The organism is Xenorhabdus sp. PB61.4, from assembly GCF_963894935.1.
GTDB lineage: Bacteria > Pseudomonadota > Gammaproteobacteria > Enterobacterales > Enterobacteriaceae > Xenorhabdus > Xenorhabdus stockiae.
Genome location: NZ_CAWQJR010000156.1, coordinates 21,723 through 39,930, shown reverse-complemented (window position 1 = coordinate 39,930; position 18,208 = coordinate 21,723). Strand labels below are relative to the sequence as shown.

Annotated in this window: 18 protein-coding genes, 1 tRNA gene and 1 pseudogene; 13 read left to right on the top strand and 7 right to left on the bottom strand. The window is 46.6% G+C overall.

Translation table 11 applies throughout. From position 1 onward, the window contains the following. Nucleotides 1-110: pseudogene (locus tag AACX68_RS10335) on the bottom strand (IS630 transposase-related protein); the annotation flags it as partial. A gap of 494 nt (nucleotides 111-604) precedes the next feature. On the opposite strand from AACX68_RS10335, the gene AACX68_RS10330 reads away from it, so the two are divergent. From AACX68_RS10330 to AACX68_RS10295, 8 genes are all read left to right on the top strand, one after another. Beyond that, nucleotides 605-1,051, top strand: coding sequence for an antirestriction protein (locus AACX68_RS10330; RefSeq protein ID WP_228859069.1), 447 nt, complete (start codon nucleotides 605-607; stop codon nucleotides 1,049-1,051). Then, nucleotides 1,041-1,502, top strand: a complete 462-nt coding sequence (locus AACX68_RS10325) for an antirestriction protein (protein ID WP_228859068.1) — start codon at nucleotides 1,041-1,043, stop codon at nucleotides 1,500-1,502. The genes AACX68_RS10330 and AACX68_RS10325 overlap by 11 nt, the downstream gene beginning before the upstream one ends. Before the next feature lie 122 nt (nucleotides 1,503-1,624). Further along, on the top strand, nucleotides 1,625-2,167 hold the full coding sequence (locus AACX68_RS10320) for a hypothetical protein (RefSeq protein WP_228859067.1): 543 nt from the start codon (nucleotides 1,625-1,627) through the stop codon (nucleotides 2,165-2,167). A gap of 15 nt (nucleotides 2,168-2,182) precedes the next feature. Continuing rightward, entirely contained in the window at nucleotides 2,183-2,479 is a 297-nt protein-coding gene (locus AACX68_RS10315) for a TA system toxin CbtA family protein (protein WP_228859066.1), read from the top strand. A gap of 91 nt (nucleotides 2,480-2,570) precedes the next feature. Continuing rightward, entirely contained in the window at nucleotides 2,571-3,494 is a 924-nt protein-coding gene (locus tag AACX68_RS10310) for a DUF1281 domain-containing protein (protein WP_228859065.1), read from the top strand. A gap of 103 nt (nucleotides 3,495-3,597) precedes the next feature. Next, nucleotides 3,598-4,281 (top strand): N-6 DNA methylase, encoded by a 684-nt coding sequence (locus tag AACX68_RS10305; RefSeq protein WP_228859064.1) that lies wholly within the window; start codon nucleotides 3,598-3,600, stop codon nucleotides 4,279-4,281. Between the two features lie 168 nt (nucleotides 4,282-4,449). Further along, complete coding sequence (locus AACX68_RS10300; RefSeq protein WP_228859063.1) at nucleotides 4,450-5,337, top strand: TraI domain-containing protein; 888 nt, start codon at nucleotides 4,450-4,452, stop codon at nucleotides 5,335-5,337. Between the two features lie 207 nt (nucleotides 5,338-5,544). Further along, nucleotides 5,545-6,552: a tyrosine-type recombinase/integrase gene (locus AACX68_RS10295; RefSeq protein ID WP_228859062.1), complete on the top strand. Its 1,008-nt coding sequence runs from the start codon at nucleotides 5,545-5,547 to the stop codon at nucleotides 6,550-6,552. Nucleotides 6,553-6,904: 352 nt separating this feature from the next. Here AACX68_RS10295 and AACX68_RS10290 read toward each other — a convergent pair. The 5 genes from AACX68_RS10290 to aspA all read right to left on the bottom strand — a co-directional run bounded on the left by AACX68_RS10290 (nucleotide 6,905) and on the right by aspA (nucleotide 12,601). Beyond that, nucleotides 6,905-6,980: transfer RNA gene (locus tag AACX68_RS10290), tRNA-Phe, on the bottom strand. A gap of 129 nt (nucleotides 6,981-7,109) precedes the next feature. Beyond that, nucleotides 7,110-7,682 carry a division control transcriptional repressor DicD gene (dicD, locus tag AACX68_RS10285; RefSeq protein WP_228859061.1) on the bottom strand — a complete coding sequence of 191 codons (573 nt, stop codon included), beginning with the start codon at nucleotides 7,680-7,682 and terminating at the stop codon, nucleotides 7,110-7,112. Between the two features lie 24 nt (nucleotides 7,683-7,706). Next, nucleotides 7,707-9,515, bottom strand: coding sequence for a protein-disulfide reductase DsbD (locus AACX68_RS10280; RefSeq protein WP_228859060.1), 1,809 nt, complete (start codon nucleotides 9,513-9,515; stop codon nucleotides 7,707-7,709). Nucleotides 9,516-9,734: 219 nt separating this feature from the next. Next, nucleotides 9,735-11,036, bottom strand: coding sequence for an anaerobic C4-dicarboxylate transporter (locus AACX68_RS10275; RefSeq protein ID WP_228859059.1), 1,302 nt, complete (start codon nucleotides 11,034-11,036; stop codon nucleotides 9,735-9,737). A 140-nt stretch (nucleotides 11,037-11,176) separates the two neighbouring features. Then, nucleotides 11,177-12,601: an aspartate ammonia-lyase gene (aspA, locus tag AACX68_RS10270; protein WP_228859058.1), complete on the bottom strand. Its 1,425-nt coding sequence runs from the start codon at nucleotides 12,599-12,601 to the stop codon at nucleotides 11,177-11,179. Nucleotides 12,602-13,126: 525 nt separating this feature from the next. Between aspA and AACX68_RS10265 the strand changes: the two genes are divergently transcribed. From AACX68_RS10265 to AACX68_RS10250, 4 genes are all read left to right on the top strand, one after another. Continuing rightward, on the top strand, nucleotides 13,127-13,639 hold the full coding sequence (locus AACX68_RS10265; RefSeq protein WP_228859057.1) for an FxsA family protein: 513 nt from the start codon (nucleotides 13,127-13,129) through the stop codon (nucleotides 13,637-13,639). A 177-nt stretch (nucleotides 13,640-13,816) separates the two neighbouring features. Then, on the top strand, nucleotides 13,817-14,110 hold the full coding sequence (locus tag AACX68_RS10260) for a co-chaperone GroES (RefSeq protein WP_228859056.1): 294 nt from the start codon (nucleotides 13,817-13,819) through the stop codon (nucleotides 14,108-14,110). Between the two features lie 55 nt (nucleotides 14,111-14,165). Further along, entirely contained in the window at nucleotides 14,166-15,812 is a 1,647-nt protein-coding gene (gene groL, locus AACX68_RS10255) for a chaperonin GroEL (RefSeq protein WP_099108862.1), read from the top strand. A gap of 220 nt (nucleotides 15,813-16,032) precedes the next feature. Continuing rightward, a complete protein-coding gene (locus tag AACX68_RS10250) occupies nucleotides 16,033-16,374 on the top strand; it encodes a DUF4156 domain-containing protein (RefSeq protein ID WP_228859055.1) in 342 nt (113 codons plus the stop codon). Nucleotides 16,375-16,502: 128 nt separating this feature from the next. Here the strand turns inward: AACX68_RS10250 and epmB are convergent, their stop codons facing one another. Next, on the bottom strand, nucleotides 16,503-17,531 hold the full coding sequence (gene epmB, locus AACX68_RS10245) for an EF-P beta-lysylation protein EpmB (RefSeq protein WP_228859054.1): 1,029 nt from the start codon (nucleotides 17,529-17,531) through the stop codon (nucleotides 16,503-16,505). 40 nt (nucleotides 17,532-17,571) lie between these two features. Between epmB and efp the strand changes: the two genes are divergently transcribed. After that, nucleotides 17,572-18,138: an elongation factor P gene (gene efp, locus AACX68_RS10240; protein WP_099108859.1), complete on the top strand. Its 567-nt coding sequence runs from the start codon at nucleotides 17,572-17,574 to the stop codon at nucleotides 18,136-18,138. Nucleotides 18,139-18,208: the final 70 nt, after the last annotated feature.

The following is an 18,208-nucleotide window of genomic DNA, read 5'->3' as shown; positions in this document are numbered from 1 at the left end:
AATAAGGTCCGCATAGAAATCTCAAAATGGGTACACGTTTGTTCGAAGGTCAACGAATGCTTGTCTTTATATGCCAGTACTCTCTTTCGAAAATCCAGACTATAGCCCATCTCACTTTATCCTTTGTCATATGAATCCAGCTATTATGTCATATTAATATGATTCTGCTATAATTCAGCCATCGGTATCAACCCGCAATGGGGCATAAACGTGTTAGACCACACGGTCTGAATGGGTCACCGCGTATTGACAGCCTCTCTCTGGCGCCCCAAAAACTCCGTCGTGCTCCTGACATTATTTTTTGTCCGGGGAAATGAATTACCCATTGACCGGATTATTTCTGTTGATTAGCGTAGTCAGACTTATCCATGATCCGGTCGCTTGTGAGGATCACCTTCGGGCAGCGACAACAACACTCCCGTAGCCTGCAAGGGAGTACACCACGGTGTGGTCATCTGCGCCCCTTTGGAAGCAGATATCGTCAGTCTGATGGCGATGAAGGTCGCTTAATCTCATCCATGATGGCCAACCGGCCAGTCACCCAACGGGGAACACATTTCCCATTGGGTCAGGTGTTCTCCGTTGTTTTTATCAGGAGAATACCATGCAACAACATACCCCCCCGGCCACGGTGCACACTGTGCCCCCAGCTGAATTATCCCCTTTTGCTGACATTTTTCCGCACACCGGTTCACTGGAACTGATGTTGCTGGAGCACACGTTCATTAAAGCGGCTGCCGGGCTGTGTGACGATGACCGGTGTGACCGATGGCAGTACCGGAAGGTGTCAGACCACATCGCCTATATCGTGCCGATGCGGCCGGATTCCTCTGGGGTCAATGTGAGTACGACTGACTTTAAAGGTGAAGTCTCCGCCGACGCTTTTGGGCTGATGGTGACCCTGAGCGTATTGGGTTATCTGACTGACCTGATGAAGCTGGACGGGTACGCTGAGCGGCTTTGCACCCTGCGTGAATATGCGCGGCAACATCCTCAGGCTCAGTGTATCCGGGCGGCTCTGGGCTTAAAAGGAGAATGTGATGCCGGATAATGAACTGATGCTGCTGGACAGTCTGGCCCTGTCGGTCGTGTTCCCCGGCAAAACTCCACTGGAACGGTTGTTTCTGGGTTTCCTGCTGGCAAATACCGCCTCACAGTTGTGTGGTGAATATCGTCCTGAGCAATGGCGCAGCCGGAACGTGTCTGGATCCCTGACGTATATGATCCCCACCGCGGCAAAAACCTATTCGGTTTATCTGCCGGAGACGACATTGACGGCCACGCTGTCTGCGGATGCGTTTGGTCTGGCCGTCACCGCGATTGTGTTTGCCCGTATCGCTGAGTTGGATGAACCGAATGCGGATGCGTTCCGGTTCTGCGAACTGCACGAATACGCGCTGCACCACCCGGAAACCGGGCTGCTGCGTGCGGTACTGGCGATGCAGCCAAAAGAGGACATCATCAGCTCGTCACTTATCCATAATAACCCTCATCACCACTGACGTTATCAGCCCATGAGGTTGTTAACCCTTTTCTTTAGCGCCTGACCGGGGAGCCGACAACACCTTCCTGTTACCGGGCGGGTGTTGTCTTTTATTGACGTCCAATCAAGGAGAGCCACACCATGAACCCGATTTTTTTACCTGCGCCGGAGAGCACGACACCGGTCTCGCAGGAAGCTATTTTTACCGTCCAGGTCACCGGCCTGATGCAGCATCCCCAACGACCCCAATCGCTGCGGGAGGAAACGCTGACCGTGTGTGAGACCGACTCGGTCACCGAAGCGGTACAGCGGCTGAAAGTGATCCATCTTTTGGGTGACTGGCCGGTACCGGAAATGCCCTCAGCTCAGTGCCGGCGGGCTTTTTTTCCAATCACGGTAATGATTTATGACGCCCAGGATAACAAGGTGCTCGGTGGCCGCTTTGATGACGAGATTGTCTGGGCACAGCCGGTCACCGTGACATCAGAGCGTTTATCACTGGTGCAGAAACAACAGCGCTTGTGTCAGTCGGCCACGTTTGAGCTGAGCTGGCAGAATGCAAAGGCGGCCCGCGCCTTGTGGCATGAGGCGAATTTACTCTCGCTGCATGTGGTTGCGCCGCGTTATCAGCACCATCATGAAGTGCAGGATATTCTCCGGCACAGCACAACCCTCAGCGTTTAAAGGTGAGATATCACCATGAAACCCTTACGTTTAACCGTCTGGCAGGTGATAGCGGACACGTTGCTGCAACACCATTTTGGCCTGCGCCTGACAGACACCGCATTGTGTGAACCTGACACGCTGGCGGAATGCATTGCCAACAACATTCCGCCCTCTGAGGCCATTAATGACCTGATAGACAAATACGACTTAATCCGGCTGGATACGAAGGGGATACCGCACACGACACCCTATCTGGGTATCCATGATGAGCTGAAAGTGATTTTTGACAGCGGTCTGGCTGGCCTGCTTTCTGAGCAAAATAAGCCGTAATCCTTTTTTCAATCTACCCACCGGTGGAACTGTATTCCCTGATGGGGCAGTTCCGCCTTTTTTAACGTTATCAATCAAGAGGAACTGAACTATGGCAGAATGGGTCACTAATCAACTGGAAGTCACCGGTAAATCCGTGTGTCTCAATGTGATGCAGCAATGGGTTTGTGGGGAGGAATTTCCCCGTTACCGTCAGGCGGTATTGCAAAGCCTGCGCCTGTTTCTGGCGGGCTGTGCCGGAATACTGAAAACCACCAAACCCCAGACCTATACGCCTTACCCGGAACTGGTGCGGGGCACGGCAGCGCCGACCGCGCAGAATCTCGCGTTTGAACAGTGGCTGGCGCTGTTGCAGGACAATGTGTTGTTGACCACCGAAAACATGAAGCGGATTAACAGTATCTACCGTCAGTCGGGCTTAAGCCTGCTGCGCTGGGAGACTATACCGGCGTCAGCGCGTGACATCATTGCCCGCCTGCTGATCCGCCAGTATATCGACTGGTTTGGTGTGGTGAGCTGGTCTGACAATCTTGATATCAATGCGTGCTGGGAGAAACTGGCGGTTTATCCGACCTCGGCGCAGCCCTGCGATATGCTGATGATACGACCAACCCGCTTGGCTACAGAGATTAACGGAAACAGTGGCTTACTGAAAGGAATGACCACCACAGCGCAGTGCTACGATGAGCACTATGGGCTGGAATGGCCGTTCGGTCATCATGTCCGCTGGGAACGACGCCATGTCAGCAGTCTGACGGTGCGGTTTGATACCCCGTGGGCAGCGCCGTCAGCCGAACTGATGGGCGAACTGTCCTCGGTGTTTGACTGTGAAATCCGCCACTGGTACAGCGAACCGTCAGGCATCCTCAAAGGCTATGATTGTTATGACCAGGGCGAGCATGTGGACAGCCACAACGGGCAGGCAGGACACGAAAACCGTCCGGCCCTGTATCTGGTTAACGGCGATAAGCCCGAAACGGCACTGGCATTACCGGCGATGGCCGTCGGGCAGTAACCCGCTGTTTAACGTTGTATCAGCATATTTTCACTTCAACCGAAAGGGGAAACACGTTCCCCTTCCGGGGCGTGTTTTCCTTTTTTTATCAGGAAAACATGCCATGGCTTCTTGTCCGGACTACCAGAAAGAGTTTATTTCGTTGTTTAAACAAACCGCCCGTTCCCGTAACCGTTATCGGGTTTTTCAGGATTTTTGCAACTGTGCGATGGCGGCCATTCACAATAAATACTGTTTCAGTGAGGAACTCGAGCAGTTCTATCTGAAAACTATCAACAAGTATGAACGGGAAGATATTGACCGGATTGTGAAACTTTTTTCCTATACCGCGCTGGCCCTGGCAGAAGCTCCCTGTGATTTTCTCGGCAGCGTGTTTATGCAACTGGAGCTGGGGAATAAGGGACTTCAGCAGTTCTTTACCCCCTGGAGTGTGGCCAGAATGATGGCACAATTGCAGTTGAATGAGGTATCTGACTTGTTGCAGACCCGACCCTTTATCACCTTCCACGAACCTTGCTGCGGTGCGGCCTGTATGATGCTGGCAGCCGCAGAGGTATTAAGAGAGCAGGGACATGATCCGTTGTCCAGTATGTGGGTGTCTGCGATTGATATCGACCCGCTGGCGGCGGTGATGGCGTATATCCAGCTTTCCCTGACCGGTATTCCGGCAGCGGTCACGATTGGTGATGTGCTGAATGATCCCGGCAGCCAACGGACACGCTACACACCGGCCCATTATCTGGGCAACTGGTCGCAACGTTTGCAGGCCGATGAACACGCGGCCTGATTTCTGTTTTCATCCTCTTTGTTTCACGACTGCGCCTTTCGGGGCGCTTTTTTACGTTTAAGGGTAAGTCATACAAACAATTTTCATTTTCGCAAAAAGAGTTTCGCCTTGTTTCAGCGTAGGATTGACCGACACTGGGCTAAATTTGAACCCAAAGAGGAAAAGCCCATGTTGGAACGTTTTAAATCCCATTTTGCCCGCCCGTCTGTGACACCATCAGAATCATCCGGACAACAAGCGGAAACCCTTTGCGACAACCGGAGGTATTTTCAGCCACAGTCAGCGGAAGCGTTGCTGGCAACCTCAGAACGTGGTCAGGCTCTCCGGCAACTGTGGGAAAACAGTACGCTGCCCGCCGGGTTGTATCAGCAGTTTTATCTGGATCCGCTCCGGCAATTATGCGCCCGTGTGCAGCATATTCCTGCCACACCGGAAGGCGTCTGGTCTTATCGTGGTGGGTTTATAGATTTGACACTGCAATTTACTGCCTGTGCTGTGCGGCTGGTGAAAGGACACATGCTGCCACCCGGCGTGGCACCGGAAACACAGGCCGCACAGAGCTTGTTGTGGCAGGCAGTGGTATTCTGGGCCGCGTTGTTTTACCACCTGCCGCTGTTGCGGCAACTGGAAGGTGAACTGGATGATGGACACCCCTGGCTGCCGGGGGTGTGGGTGCCAGCACGCCGTTTCCGCTTCCGGTTTCATGCCTCACTGTCTGAGCTGCCTGTTTCTCATAAAACGCTGCTGGCTGCCCGTTTGTTACCGGAGGAAGCGGTCACCTGGCTGTCTTTAGTGCCCGGTGCGTGGCAATGTCTGATGTTGCATCTTGGCGGGTCTCCTTCTTCTGTTCCGTTGACGGATTTACTGCTTCAGTCAGCAGCTGAGCAGGTGAAATCGCCATTGCTGAAGCCGGTTGAATCTGCTGAAACGAGGGTGGCTACCGCTCATCCATCACCTGCTCCGGTTACTCCGCTTGTCACACCGATGACCGTCCCAGCACCTGACACCCGCGATGATACCCGGACATTACTGTCACTGTTTCAGACAGCGGAGTGAACTTTTGGTGGTAAATAATACAAATGATAACAATAACGATTTGAAATTGTTCAAACGCCCCGTATCAGCGTCAGAATGCCTTGTTTCAGCAATGTACAAAAGGTCATTATATAAAAAATAAAATAATTCAATGTGTTAATTAATTTTTAGTTTATTAACAGGACGTGGCTGTACCGGGACACAACTTGACACACTAAGGAAACCATCATGTTCAATAATGAGGAAAAAATGGGTTGGGATGAATTACTGGAAGAATACTTTTTCTCGCATATGCTGCGACCGGCTACGGAGTGGAGTTATCGCAAGGTGACCCGGGTTTTTATTGGGTTTATGGGCGATACGGTGTTGCCGGAACAGGTCACTCACCGCGATGTACTGCGGTGGCGACGCTATCTTCTGACCGAGAAAAAACAGTCGAGCTATACCTGGAACAATAAGGTTGCCCACCTGCGGGCGATTTTTAATTTCGTGATGGAAAGAAAACTGCTGCCGCTCACTGAAAACCCGTTTAACGAGGCAGCAGTGAAAAAAGAGAAAAAAACGAAGAAAATCCTGAGTAAATCCCAGATAACCCGCCTCTATCTGCTGATGGGACAGTATGAGGAAGAAGAGCGCAGGCAGGTAATTCCCCGGGGAGGCCGCTGTGCGTTGTACCCGACCGGCTATTGGCTGACGGTACTGGATACGTTCCGGTTAACGGGGATGCGCCAGAATCAGCTATTGCACCTGCGGCTACGGGATATCAATCTGGACAGCAATTATATTGTTCTGCGGGTCGAAGGGAGTAAAAACCACAGTGAATGGCGGATACCGATGATCCGGCAGCTTAAACCCCGCTTGGCGAAACTGATTGAACAGGCAAAAGCCTGCGGGGCGAAAGACGATGATCCGCTGTTTGACTTAAGTCGTCTGGATTTGCACGCTCATGGACGGATGAGCCGTTACCGGTATGATCACGATAAAGAAAGGCAGCATATCCGTTCGTTCTTCAACCGGTTGTCGAAAGAGTGTGGTTTTGCCGTTTCCCCTCACCGTTTTCGTCATACACTGGCCACTGAGCTGATGAAAGCACCGGATCGTAATTTGCAGCTGGTCAGGTGTTTGCTGGGGCACCGCAGTCTGGCAACCACACTGGAATATATTGATATCGATATGGAAATCGCAGGTAAAACGCTGGAGAATGAACTGGCAATCTACCTGGATATTGCGGTGTAAGGATAACCGGCAGTAAAAAAGACAGGGCAGGTCTCAGACAGGATCGAGGAGGTGGAGGTGTGAGTCACTGCCCTGCATCAACAGGGATGGTACGAAAAAATGGCTATTTGCGATCCCCTGTCCCGTAAAGTCTTTCCCTTACTTGACATCAGAATCAATTACTGAAATCATTACCTTGAACGAAAAAAGAGTGCTTGCAAATGCAGGCACTCTGTATTCTTTAATTTATGGCTTTTTTAAACATTGAACGTACAAACTAAGCGATCAATTGTTTAACATCTTCTTAACAGCCCTAAATTTTAACTTATTTGTTAATTACCTGATAGTATTCAACAAATTAGCTTTAAAATCGTGGTGCCCGGAGGCGGAATCGAACCACCGACACGGGGATTTTCAATCCCCTGCTCTACCGACTGAGCTATCCGGGCTAACGGGGACGCATTAAACAGTATTCACTCCAATCCGTCAACGACTTTTTGCGAAAAAAACATGAAAAATGGTCGTTGGCGGATTTTTTATACTAATCAAGAACAATTATTCAGCGTTGCCAGCTTTTTTTAACTTAAGGCACCCTCTTTTCGGCAATTAGCTATGGTCAGAATATCCTGAGCCAGCAGTTTTGCGATGACCACATCTTCAATATCTTTTTTCACTAATAGCTTGCTGAGGCATCCTTCAAGGATAAGTTCCATCTGTTTGGCAACTTGTTCACTATTTTCAATGCCAATTTGCTGTAGTAGCTCATTCGAATATTGAAATGAGCTTTGTTTTTGTAATGCAGCTAATTGATGGATAGGATGATCGGTATCAGGAAAAGCACTACAGGCCGCAATAAACAGGCAACCGGGGCAGCGATTTTCCTCTACTTTTTCTTTGAGAGTGTCGTAACGAGCTAATAGCTTTTGTTCCGGGGATAATGTTTCATCCAGCAGGGTATGGCGCTGCCAGGCTTCTATTTGTTGGCTATGGAAACGCAGGCAGTCATAAAGTAGGGCTTCGCGGTCTGGCCAGAAATGTTTTATTTGGTCGATATCAATGTTCAGGGGAGCTAAAAGTGTCTCCAGTGTTACTGACAGACCCTGTTGCTCAAGTAAATTGAGTACATGATTAAGTACGTATTCACGCTGCACTGTTGCTCTCCTTTTAAATGATTTTTATTGATCTTTTATCTGTTCTGAAGCTATTGGGTATAAATGCTGTAAATGGCGATTAAAATGTTCTGCATCCATAAATCCGTTGACTCGCGAGTCGGGTATTTCCTTGCCTTGGGTGTCAAAAAACAAGATAGTCGGAAGCCCCAGCACTGCCAGTTTTTTTAGCAACTCTTTCTGGTCAGGGCCATTCTTTGTAACATTGGCCTGCAATATGAGAAAGTGACTTAGTTGCTTTTGGACTTGTGGATCACGGAAAGTATATTTTTCAAATTCCTTACAAGCGACACACCATTCTGCATAGAGATCCAGCATGATCGGTTTATGACGATTTTCAGCCAGAATCTGACTCAATTCCTGCCAGTCATTGATTTGCTGGAATGCTAAAGGTGCTTGTTGTTGTTCTATAACAGAATTTCCCCATACCCAGTCTTGTAAAGGACGTGAGGCGATTAAAGCCAGTGCCAGTAAGATGAGCTGTAGGGTGCGTAACCAGCCGTTTTTGTGGTTTAGCGTCAATGAAAAAGCCCAGCCACAGAAGGCAACCGCTAATATGCTCCATAACCTTATTCCCCATACATCTCCCAGCACTCGTTCCAGCAAAAATATTGGCAGTGCAAGGATAATAAAGCCGAATGCTTCTTTCACGTATTGCATCCACGGGCCACTGCGGGGTAAGAATTTGTGGCCGAATAAAGTCACGGCAATGAGTGGTAAACCCATTCCCAGTGCATACAGATAAAGTGTCAGACCACCGAGTACAGCGTTACCACTTTGGGCAATGTAAAGTAAAATGGCGCTGAGTGGGGCGGTTGTGCAGGGCGATGCAATCAGGCCCGCCAGCATCCCCATGACGAATACACCAAAATAGGAACCACTTTTTTGCTGGTTACTCCAGTTCACCAAACGAGTCTGAACGGAAGAAGGGAGCTGGAGTGAATACATTCCGAACATGGATAGTGCTAGTAGAATAAACAGGACGGAAAGCCCTATCAGAATATAAGGGCTTTGTAATGCAGCCTGAAACTGTAAACCTGCTGCGGCGACAATTAACCCCAAGGCCGTATAAGTGATGGCCATTCCCTGCACATAGCTCATTGCCAGCCAGAAGATACGTTTCAGGCTTTCAGGGCGTTTTTGTCCCAGAATAATAGCGGAGATTAACGGATACATTGGCAGGATGCATGGAGTAAATGCGATACCTATACCAATCAATAATGCCCATAAGGGCGAAAATGGCATTTGCTCTGTTTTGAGTAACGTTTTCTCCTGCGGCAATGAGTCACTTTGAGGTGTTTTTATTGCAGCAGGTTTAGATTCTGACTGTTTTGGTGTTGCATCTATTGATGGTTTTATAAGGGCGGTCACTGCGTATAGTGGCACGCTGATTGTTTCTGGGGGATAGCAGTACCCTGCTTCCGCGCAGCCCTGATAGGTTACCTGAAGTGTTGAATCATTTGTTGCCGCAATAATCGGGATATTGATGTGTGCTGACTGAAAATAAACTTCAGTTTTGCCAAAAAATTCATCTTCATGAGCGGTTGCTTTGGAAAAGTCGATATGGCCTAAAGAAGTTTGCTGATCGGGGGTGATAACGAACTGTTTTCTATAGAGGTAATAACCAGGTTTAATATCCCAACTTAGCGTCAGTTGTTCCCCTTTTTGCTGAAAATCAAACATAAATGCCTGTTCAGCGGGAAGATACCGATTCTGTCCCAGTTGTCCGGCTTGCTCAAACAGCGCACTGGATTTAAGAGGGAACGCACTGATTGCACCGAACAGTAGAAACAATATGAGAATACGTTTCATCATAGGATACTTTTTTACCTGAGTTATAGGGAGTCAATGGGTGAAATTTACCAGAATCGGCACTACGACTAAAATGGGCACTATAACCGATGGAATCTGAGACAAAAAGCTGATTGATTAATATTAATGCAAAGAGGTGTTTTTTTCAGGGAAGAGGATAAAAGAAAGAAAATATTTCAGGGGGTTTTAATCCCCCTGAAAATCAAACATAAAGCCTGAAGGCTACAGGATCATACCACCGAACAGAAAGCCGAATGTGACTGCCAGCCCAACAGCAATCGTACCCGGAATAAAGAACGGATGGTTAAAAACAAAACGTCCGATACGGGTTGTGCCGGTATCATCCATCTGTACTGCGGCAACTAAAGTTGGGTAAGTTGGCAGAATGAACAGCCCGGATACGGCAGAGAAAGAGGCAATTGCAGTCAGTGGCGTGACATGCAGCGCTAATGCCATTGGCATTAAAGCCTTCGCTGTTGCTGCCTGCGAATACAATAAGGCTGAACAGAAGAAGAAAATAACTGCGAGTAGCCAAGGTCGAGAATGAATCAGGTTACCGGCAGTTTCCTTAATCCAGTCGAGATTTGCCTGAACAAAAGTATCACCTAACCAGGCCACACCCAGAATACAAATACAGGCACTCATGCCGGCCTTAAAAGTACTCGAATTCAGAATAGCATCTGTATTGACGGAACAAATAATCGTGGTGAGCGTTGCAACACTCAGCATAATAATCAGAATCGCGTTAGTGGTATTCATCAGTGGTTTTTCCACTAACCCGACACTCGGGCTATTGATAACCGCATAGATAACGACGCCGATAACACCCAGCAAAAATAACAGAACAGAGAGTTTTGCCTTCGGTTTGATTTCAATCTGAGACGCACCGCGCATTTCTATCAGACCGTCAGCCAGACGTTTCTGATAGATAGGATCATTTGCCAACTTGGAATCGAAAAGCCATGAAATGATGAATGACATTAACACGATGGCACAAAATGTGGATGGCAGCAGTATCATCAGCAAATGAATATAGCTGATACCTTGCCCTTCCATAACCGAAGCCATATAAACCACTGCTGCAGAGATAGGGGAGGCGGTGATCCCGATTTGAGCGGAGACTACAGCAGTCGAAAGTGGACGACACGGTTTGATACCCTGCTCTTTAGCAACTTCGGCAATAACAGGTAGTGTTGCCAGTGAAATGTTCCCTGTACCTGCGAATAGAGTCAGAAAGTAAGTGACTATAGGTGCGAGGATTGTGATGTATTTTGGGTTCTTACGCAGTAATTTTTCAGTTTGCTGGACGAGGTAGTCTAACCCGCCCGCTACTTGCATTGCTGATATTGCAGCAATCACAGCCATAATAATTGAGATAACATCAAATGGAATACTGCCTGGTTTTACACCTAGAATGGCGAGGATTAAAACGCCAATTCCACCCGCAAAGCCAATTCCGATTCCCCCTAATCTTGCCCCCAGAAAAATGGCCAGCAGAACAATAACCAATTCTACGGCTAACATGTTACATACTCCTTCATTTATTTAGTTTTATGAAAATTTATGGTTAATAATTTGTGTTTGCTGCCAATTAAAAAGGCACGCTTCCGGTTGGAATAGCGTGCCTTAAAAATTAAGACGAACTCGTTATTATAATCATTTAATTAGTCATCAAAACGTTTTGCTTTGTAAGTCGGATTTTTTAGGTTCTCAACAGAGAAAATATCATCTAATTCCGCTTCTGTCAGCAGACCACGCTCCAAAACAACTTCTCGGACGCTTTTACCTGTTTCTGCACAGATTTTACCTACGATATCGCCATTATGGTGACCGATGAATGGGTTCAGGTAGGTCACGATACCAATAGAGTTAAAGACAAAGCTTTCACAGACTTCTTTGTTGGCAGTAATACCGTTAACGCACTTCTCAACCAGATTACGGCAAGCGTTGCTCAGGATAGTGATAGATTCAAACATAGCCTGACCAATAGCTGGTTCCATGACGTTCAGCTGCAACTGACCAGCTTCTGCTGCCATAGTGATACAGGTATCGTTACCGATAACTTTAAAGCAGACCTGATTAACAACTTCTGGAACAACTGGGTTTACTTTGGCTGGCATGATGGAAGAGCCTGCCTGCAATTCTGGCAGGTTGATTTCGTTCAGACCAGCACGTGGGCCGGAAGACAGCAGACGCAGGTCGTTACAGATTTTAGACATCTTAACAGCCAGACGTTTCAGGGCACTATGAACCATAACATAAGCACCACAGTCAGAAGTCGCTTCAATCAAATCTTCTGCAGGTATACAAGGCAAGCCGGTCACTTCTGCCAGCTTTTCAACAGCCAGTTTCTGATAGCCAGGTGCTGTGTTCAGACCAGTACCGATAGCGGTTGCCCCAAGGTTCACTTCCAGCAGTAGCTCTGCGGTACGAGTGATATTTTTAATTTCTTCTTTTAATAACATAGAAAAAGCACGGAATTCCTGACCCAGAGTCATTGGTACCGCATCTTGCAATTGAGTACGACCCATTTTCAGGATATCGTCGAACTCAATACCTTTTTTGTCGAAGCCCGCTTTTAATAATTCGATTGAATTAACCAACTGCATGATTGCGTTGTAAACAGCAATACGGAAACCGGTAGGATAGGCATCGTTAGTTGACTGGCTTCTGTTCAGATGATCATTGGGGTTCAGGTACTCATATTCACCTTTCTGATGCCCCATCAATTCAAGACCGATATTTGCCAGCACCTCATTCGTATTCATGTTCAGTGAGGTACCTGCGCCACCCTGAAAAACATCAACAGGGAACTGATCCATACATTTGCCTGTGTTGAGCAGTTCATCACACGCTTTGACAATGATATCTGCAACTTTGCCGGGAATGGTATGGAGTTCTTTGTTTGCCAGTGCTGCCGCTTTTTTCACCATGACCATGCCGCGAATGAACTCAGGGACATCGTTGATGGAGCGGTCACTAATATAGAAGTTTTCAATCGCACGTAGAGTGTGAATACCGTAATAGGCTTCAGCAGGGACTTCACGTTTACCTAACAGGTCTTCTTCGATACGAATGTTGTTTGACATGAGAACCTTCTTAAATTGGATACGTTTTACTGTTTGTTATATGTTTGTTTAGATAATGTTGCCGACAGCAATCGCTGTGATATTAGGTGATTACCACAAAATTGCAGGCGCGATCATATGTGGATTTGTCAGAAATGCCTTGAACCTGGATCACTTTATAGTACGATTTTACTAATGAAATGACATATGTGTGATTGAGGTCACGGTTACTCAGGTAAAAAGTCAAATGTCTTAAGTATTGAAAACCGTTATTGTTATCCCCACATATGTTATCCATATAAACTAGTCATCTATAGATGTTGCTATCAATGAGCTGGGTTATAAACGAGATTCGTAGTAATAAAAACGCTTTGGTAGTATACACAGCGCCTAAAGCGGATGAGAATACCGGCTTATATCCTTCATCTTTCAGGTGCCTCATTTTAGGCTGCCTCATTTTAAGTTGCTTCAACTTAATTTGCTTTAACTTAAATTGCTCCAATTTCTTTTTCTTCAACTCATTTTCTTCAACTACAGGAGAACAACGTGCGCTGGTTTCCTCTTATCCTGATATGTCTGCTGATTTATATCGAATCAGTACTGTTTGTCCGCATCGCTTCTGAGGTCGGCGTCCTGTTAACGCTGTTATTGGTTGTTCTGACTTCCTGTGTTGGGGTTTCTCTGGTTCGTAATCAGGGCATAAAGAATTTTATGTCAATGCAGCAGAAAATGGCTGCCGGAGAAAGCCCTGCGGAAGAAGCAATCAAAAGTGTTTCTTTGGTCATTGCAGGTTTCCTGTTAATCATTCCCGGCTTTTTTACCGATTTTCTCGGGCTATTATTGTTGTTGTCGCCTGTGCAAAAATTACTGACAGCAAAATTACTGCCACATCTGACTTTTTACCGTCCGAATGTTCGTGGTGGATATGGTCAGGATGGTAATCATGGTCAGACATTTGAAGGAGAGTATGAGCGCAGGCAGGATGATGCTTCGAATAAGATTACTTGCGATGATCAAAAAAATCATGATGAGTATGATAATGACCACAATAAGAAATAACTTCAGCTCATACTGTCTGAGATTGTCACGGGTAATAAAAAAGTGAAATATTTTTTGCTATCCCCCCTTGAAGTACTGTCGATAAGCCCCAACTTGTAGCTTCATGGTACTGGTTCTGTTGGGTTCTGGTATCAATCCTCTTACCTGATATGGACTTTATTTATAGGAGATCTATCAATGAAAATTCGTCCATTACACGACCGTGTTATCGTCAAACGTCAAGAAGTTGAATCTAAATCTGCTGGTGGAATCGTTCTGACCGGTTCAGCTGCGGGCAAATCTACCCGTGGTGAAGTTCTTGCTGTTGGCCATGGTCGCATCCTGGAAAGCGGTGATGTTAAAGCTCTGGATGTTAAAGTGGGTGATATCGTTATTTTTAATGAAGGTTACGGTGTTAAAGCAGAGAAGATCGATAACGAAGAAGTGTTGATCATGTCTGAAAACGATATTCTGGCAATTGTTGAAGCGTAATTGAAAATCTTACGCTCAGATCTTCTTAATTGAACGAATTTAAAGGAAAGATACAATGGCAGCTAAAGACGTAAAATTTGGTAATGATGCTCGCAGCAAAATGTTGCGTGGTGTGAATGTACTGGCTGATGCAGTTAAAGTGACGCTGGGTCCTAAAGGCCGTAATGTTGTTTTGGATAAATCTTTTGGTGCACCTGTAATTACTAAAGATGGTGTTTCTGTAGCACGTGAAATCGAATTAGAAGATAAATTCGAAAACATGGGTGCACAGATGGTTAAAGAAGTTGCTTCTAAAGCTAACGATGCGGCTGGTGATGGTACAACTACTGCAACCGTTCTGGCCCAAGCAATCGTCACCGAAGGTCTGAAAGCAGTTGCTGCTGGCATGAACCCAATGGATCTGAAACGCGGTATTGATAAAGCAGTTGTTTCCGCTGTTGAAGAACTGAAAAAACTGTCCGTACCTTGCTCTGATTCTACTGCAATTGCACAGGTTGGTACAATCTCTGCAAACTCCGACGAAACTGTAGGTAAACTGATCGCAGAAGCGATGGATAAAGTCGGTAAAGAAGGTGTAATCACTGTTGAAGAAGGTACTGGTCTGGAAGACGAACTGGATGTTGTTGAAGGTATGCAGTTCGACCGTGGTTACCTGTCTCCTTATTTCATCAACAAACCAGAATCAGGTTCTGTTGAACTGGAAAACCCATACATCCTGTTGGTAGACAAAAAAGTTTCCAACATCCGTGAACTGTTGCCAGTTCTCGAAGGTGTAGCTAAAGCAAGCAAACCTCTGCTCATCATCGCTGAAGATGTTGAAGGCGAAGCGCTGGCTACTCTGGTTGTGAACAACATGCGTGGTATCGTGAAAGTTGCTGCGGTTAAAGCACCTGGTTTCGGTGATCGCCGTAAAGCAATGCTGCAGGATATTGCTATCCTGACTAACGGTACTGTTATTTCTGAAGAGATTGGTCTGGAGCTGGAAAAAGCAACTCTGGAAGATCTGGGTCAGGCAAAACGTGTTGTTATCAACAAAGACACCACTACTATCATTGATGGCGTAGGCGAAGCAAGCGCGATTGAAGCGCGTGTTGGTCAAATCCGTCAGCAAATCGAAGAATCAACTTCTGACTATGACCGTGAAAAACTGCAGGAGCGCGTAGCGAAACTGGCAGGCGGTGTTGCTGTAATTAAAGTTGGTGCAGCGACTGAAGTTGAAATGAAAGAAAAACGTGCACGTGTTGACGATGCACTGCATGCAACCCGTGCAGCAGTAGAAGAAGGTGTTGTTGCTGGTGGTGGTGTGGCGCTGGTTCGCGTTGCAGGTGCTATCACAAGCCTGACTGGTGACAATGAAGATCAGAACGTGGGTATCCGTGTTGCACTGCGTGCAATGGAAGCACCAATGCGTCAGATCGTTGAGAACGCAGGCGAAGAGCCATCTGTTGTTGTGAACAACATTAAAGCAGGTCAGGGCAACCACGGTTATAACGCTGCAACTGAACAGTACGGCGACATGATCGAAATGGGTATCCTGGATCCAACCAAAGTAACTCGTTCTGCACTGCAATTCGCAGCATCTATCGCTGGTCTGATGATCACAACTGAAGCGATGATCACTGAACTGCCAAAAGATGACAAAGCTGACTTAGGCGCAGCTGGTGGCATGGGCGGTATGGGTGGAATGGGCGGCATGATGTAATGCGCTCATCCTGATGATGGGATCTCCCGTCGATTAGGGTAAAACTTTGAAGGCGAGCAGATTTTTCTGCTCGCCTTTTTACTTTCTTCTATTAATAGCATACAAAAGATTAAATTTATCATCGTAATATACACAATGCATTTCAAGATGCGTCGCGGTCAACAAAGAGGCAATTTGAAAGACGAAGTGTATGAAGTTAGAGTAATCAACGAGGGAAGACATGCGAATAAAATTTTTGCTCGGCGCATCGGTGTTGCTGTTAGCGGGATGCACGACAAATAATCAATTAACTTCAGCAGGTTCCGGTGTACGTTTTGTGGATGCTCAGCCGGGTAGTGAATGCCAGCGATTAGGTGAAGTGACGGGAACTCAAAGTAACTGGCTTAATGGCGTCGGTAGTGAAAGCAGTTCTATGCGTGGTGCGGCTAATGATTTGCGTAATAAAGCAGCTGAAATGGGTGGGAACGTGATATATGGCGTAAATAGCCCGTCAGAGGGGCTGTTAAATAGCTTTATTCCCCTCGACAGCAAGATGGTCGGTCAAGTCTATAAATGCCCTTGAGTGTACGTGATAAGCAGTATATTGAATTCGGGCAATGCCCAGAAAAACAGACTGCAACATCGTGAGCTAGCTGTCTGAATTTCTGTGCACTGCCTGTTATCGCGAAAATATTAAAAAAACCTCGCTGGTTAATTATTTTTTAACCCTAAATCCAATGGAGTTTTGCTTGGTTCACCGCCGATTTCTCTTGTCAGACATGGTACCAGATAGCCAGAGACTTTGGTTAATAGCTCCCGCATAATGGCTTTTGCTTCTTCATCACTGACAAGAAAGTGTGCTGCACCCTGTACTTTATCCAACACATGGATGTAGTAAGGCAAAATACCGGCATCAAATAACGAATTACTTAAATCAGCCAGTATATCAGCGTCATCATTTATGCCTCGTAACAGGACACTCTGGTTCAGCAGGGTGACTCTGGCCTGCTTCAGCCGCGCCATACTCTCCCGGAATGCCTCATCAATTTCGTTTGCATGGTTAATATGGGTGACCATAATGACCTGCAAATTGGATTGTGCCAGACGATTACATAATGAAAGCGTCACTCTGTCGGGAATAACGACGGGTAAACGGGTGTGAATACGTAGCCGTTTAATATGAGGAATAGACTCAAGTTGAGTAATCAGCCAATCCAGTTCGTGATCCTTTGCCATCAGAGGATCACCACCAGAGAAAATGATCTCATTAAGCTCAGTATGTTGCTCAATATACTCTAGCGCTGATTGCCAGTTACTTTTATTGCCCTTGTTATCTTCATAAGGGAAATGGCGTCGGAAGCAGTAACGGCAGTTTACCGCACAACCCCCTTTCACCATTAATAACGCCCGGTTGCGATATTTATGTAACAAGCCGGGAACGACCGGATGCTGTTCATCTAATGGATCAGTGGAAAATCCGGCTGGAGTATCAAACTCTTCTCGTGCAGTTAAAACCTGTAGTAATAAGGGATCCTGCGGATCGCCCTTTTTCATTCGTGATACAAATGCTCTTGGCACACGCAAGGGAAACAGGCGTCGCGCCTCATTACCTTCTTTCAATAAGGCGTGCGTGTTCAGGGATAACAATTGCAACAACTCACTGGGATCAGTGATAACATCAGTAAGTTGTTGTAGCCAGACTTCTCTGGCAGGGTGAATATGGGTTATAATGTGTGCCATTTTTTGGCTAAGCCATTTCGTTAAAAATTAGAGGATCTCCATGGCTACTTATAGTACCAATGAATTCCGTTCAGGTCTTAAAATCATGTTAGATGGCGAGCCGTGCGCTATTCTTGACAGTGAATTTGTTAAACCAGGTAAAGGGCAGGCATTTGCCCGTGTTCGTATTCGTAAGCTGATCTCTGGCAAACTGCTAGAAAAAACTTTTAAATCAACCGATTCTGTTGAAAGTGCAGATGTTATGGATGTCAATTTGACTTACCTGTACAACGACGGTGAATTCTGGCATTTCATGAACAACGAAACTTTCGAGCAGTTAGCTGCAGATGTGAAAGCCGTTGGTGATAATGCTAAATGGCTGATCGATCAGGCAGAATGTGTTCTGACTCTGTGGGATGGCCGTCCTATCGCTGTGACTCCACCAAACTTCGTTGAGCTGGAAATTGTTGATACCGATCCAGGCCTGAAAGGTGATACCGCAGGTACTGGTGGTAAACCAGCTACTCTCAGCACTGGCGCGGTAGTAAAAGTACCTCTGTTTGTCCAGATCGGTGAAGTCATCAAAGTTGATACCCGTTCTAACGAATACGTTTCTCGCGTGAAATAATCTCGCTTTGTTATTTTAAAAAAACCGCAGCCTCTTCGTCCAGAGGTTGCGGTTTTTTTATGGTCATTTT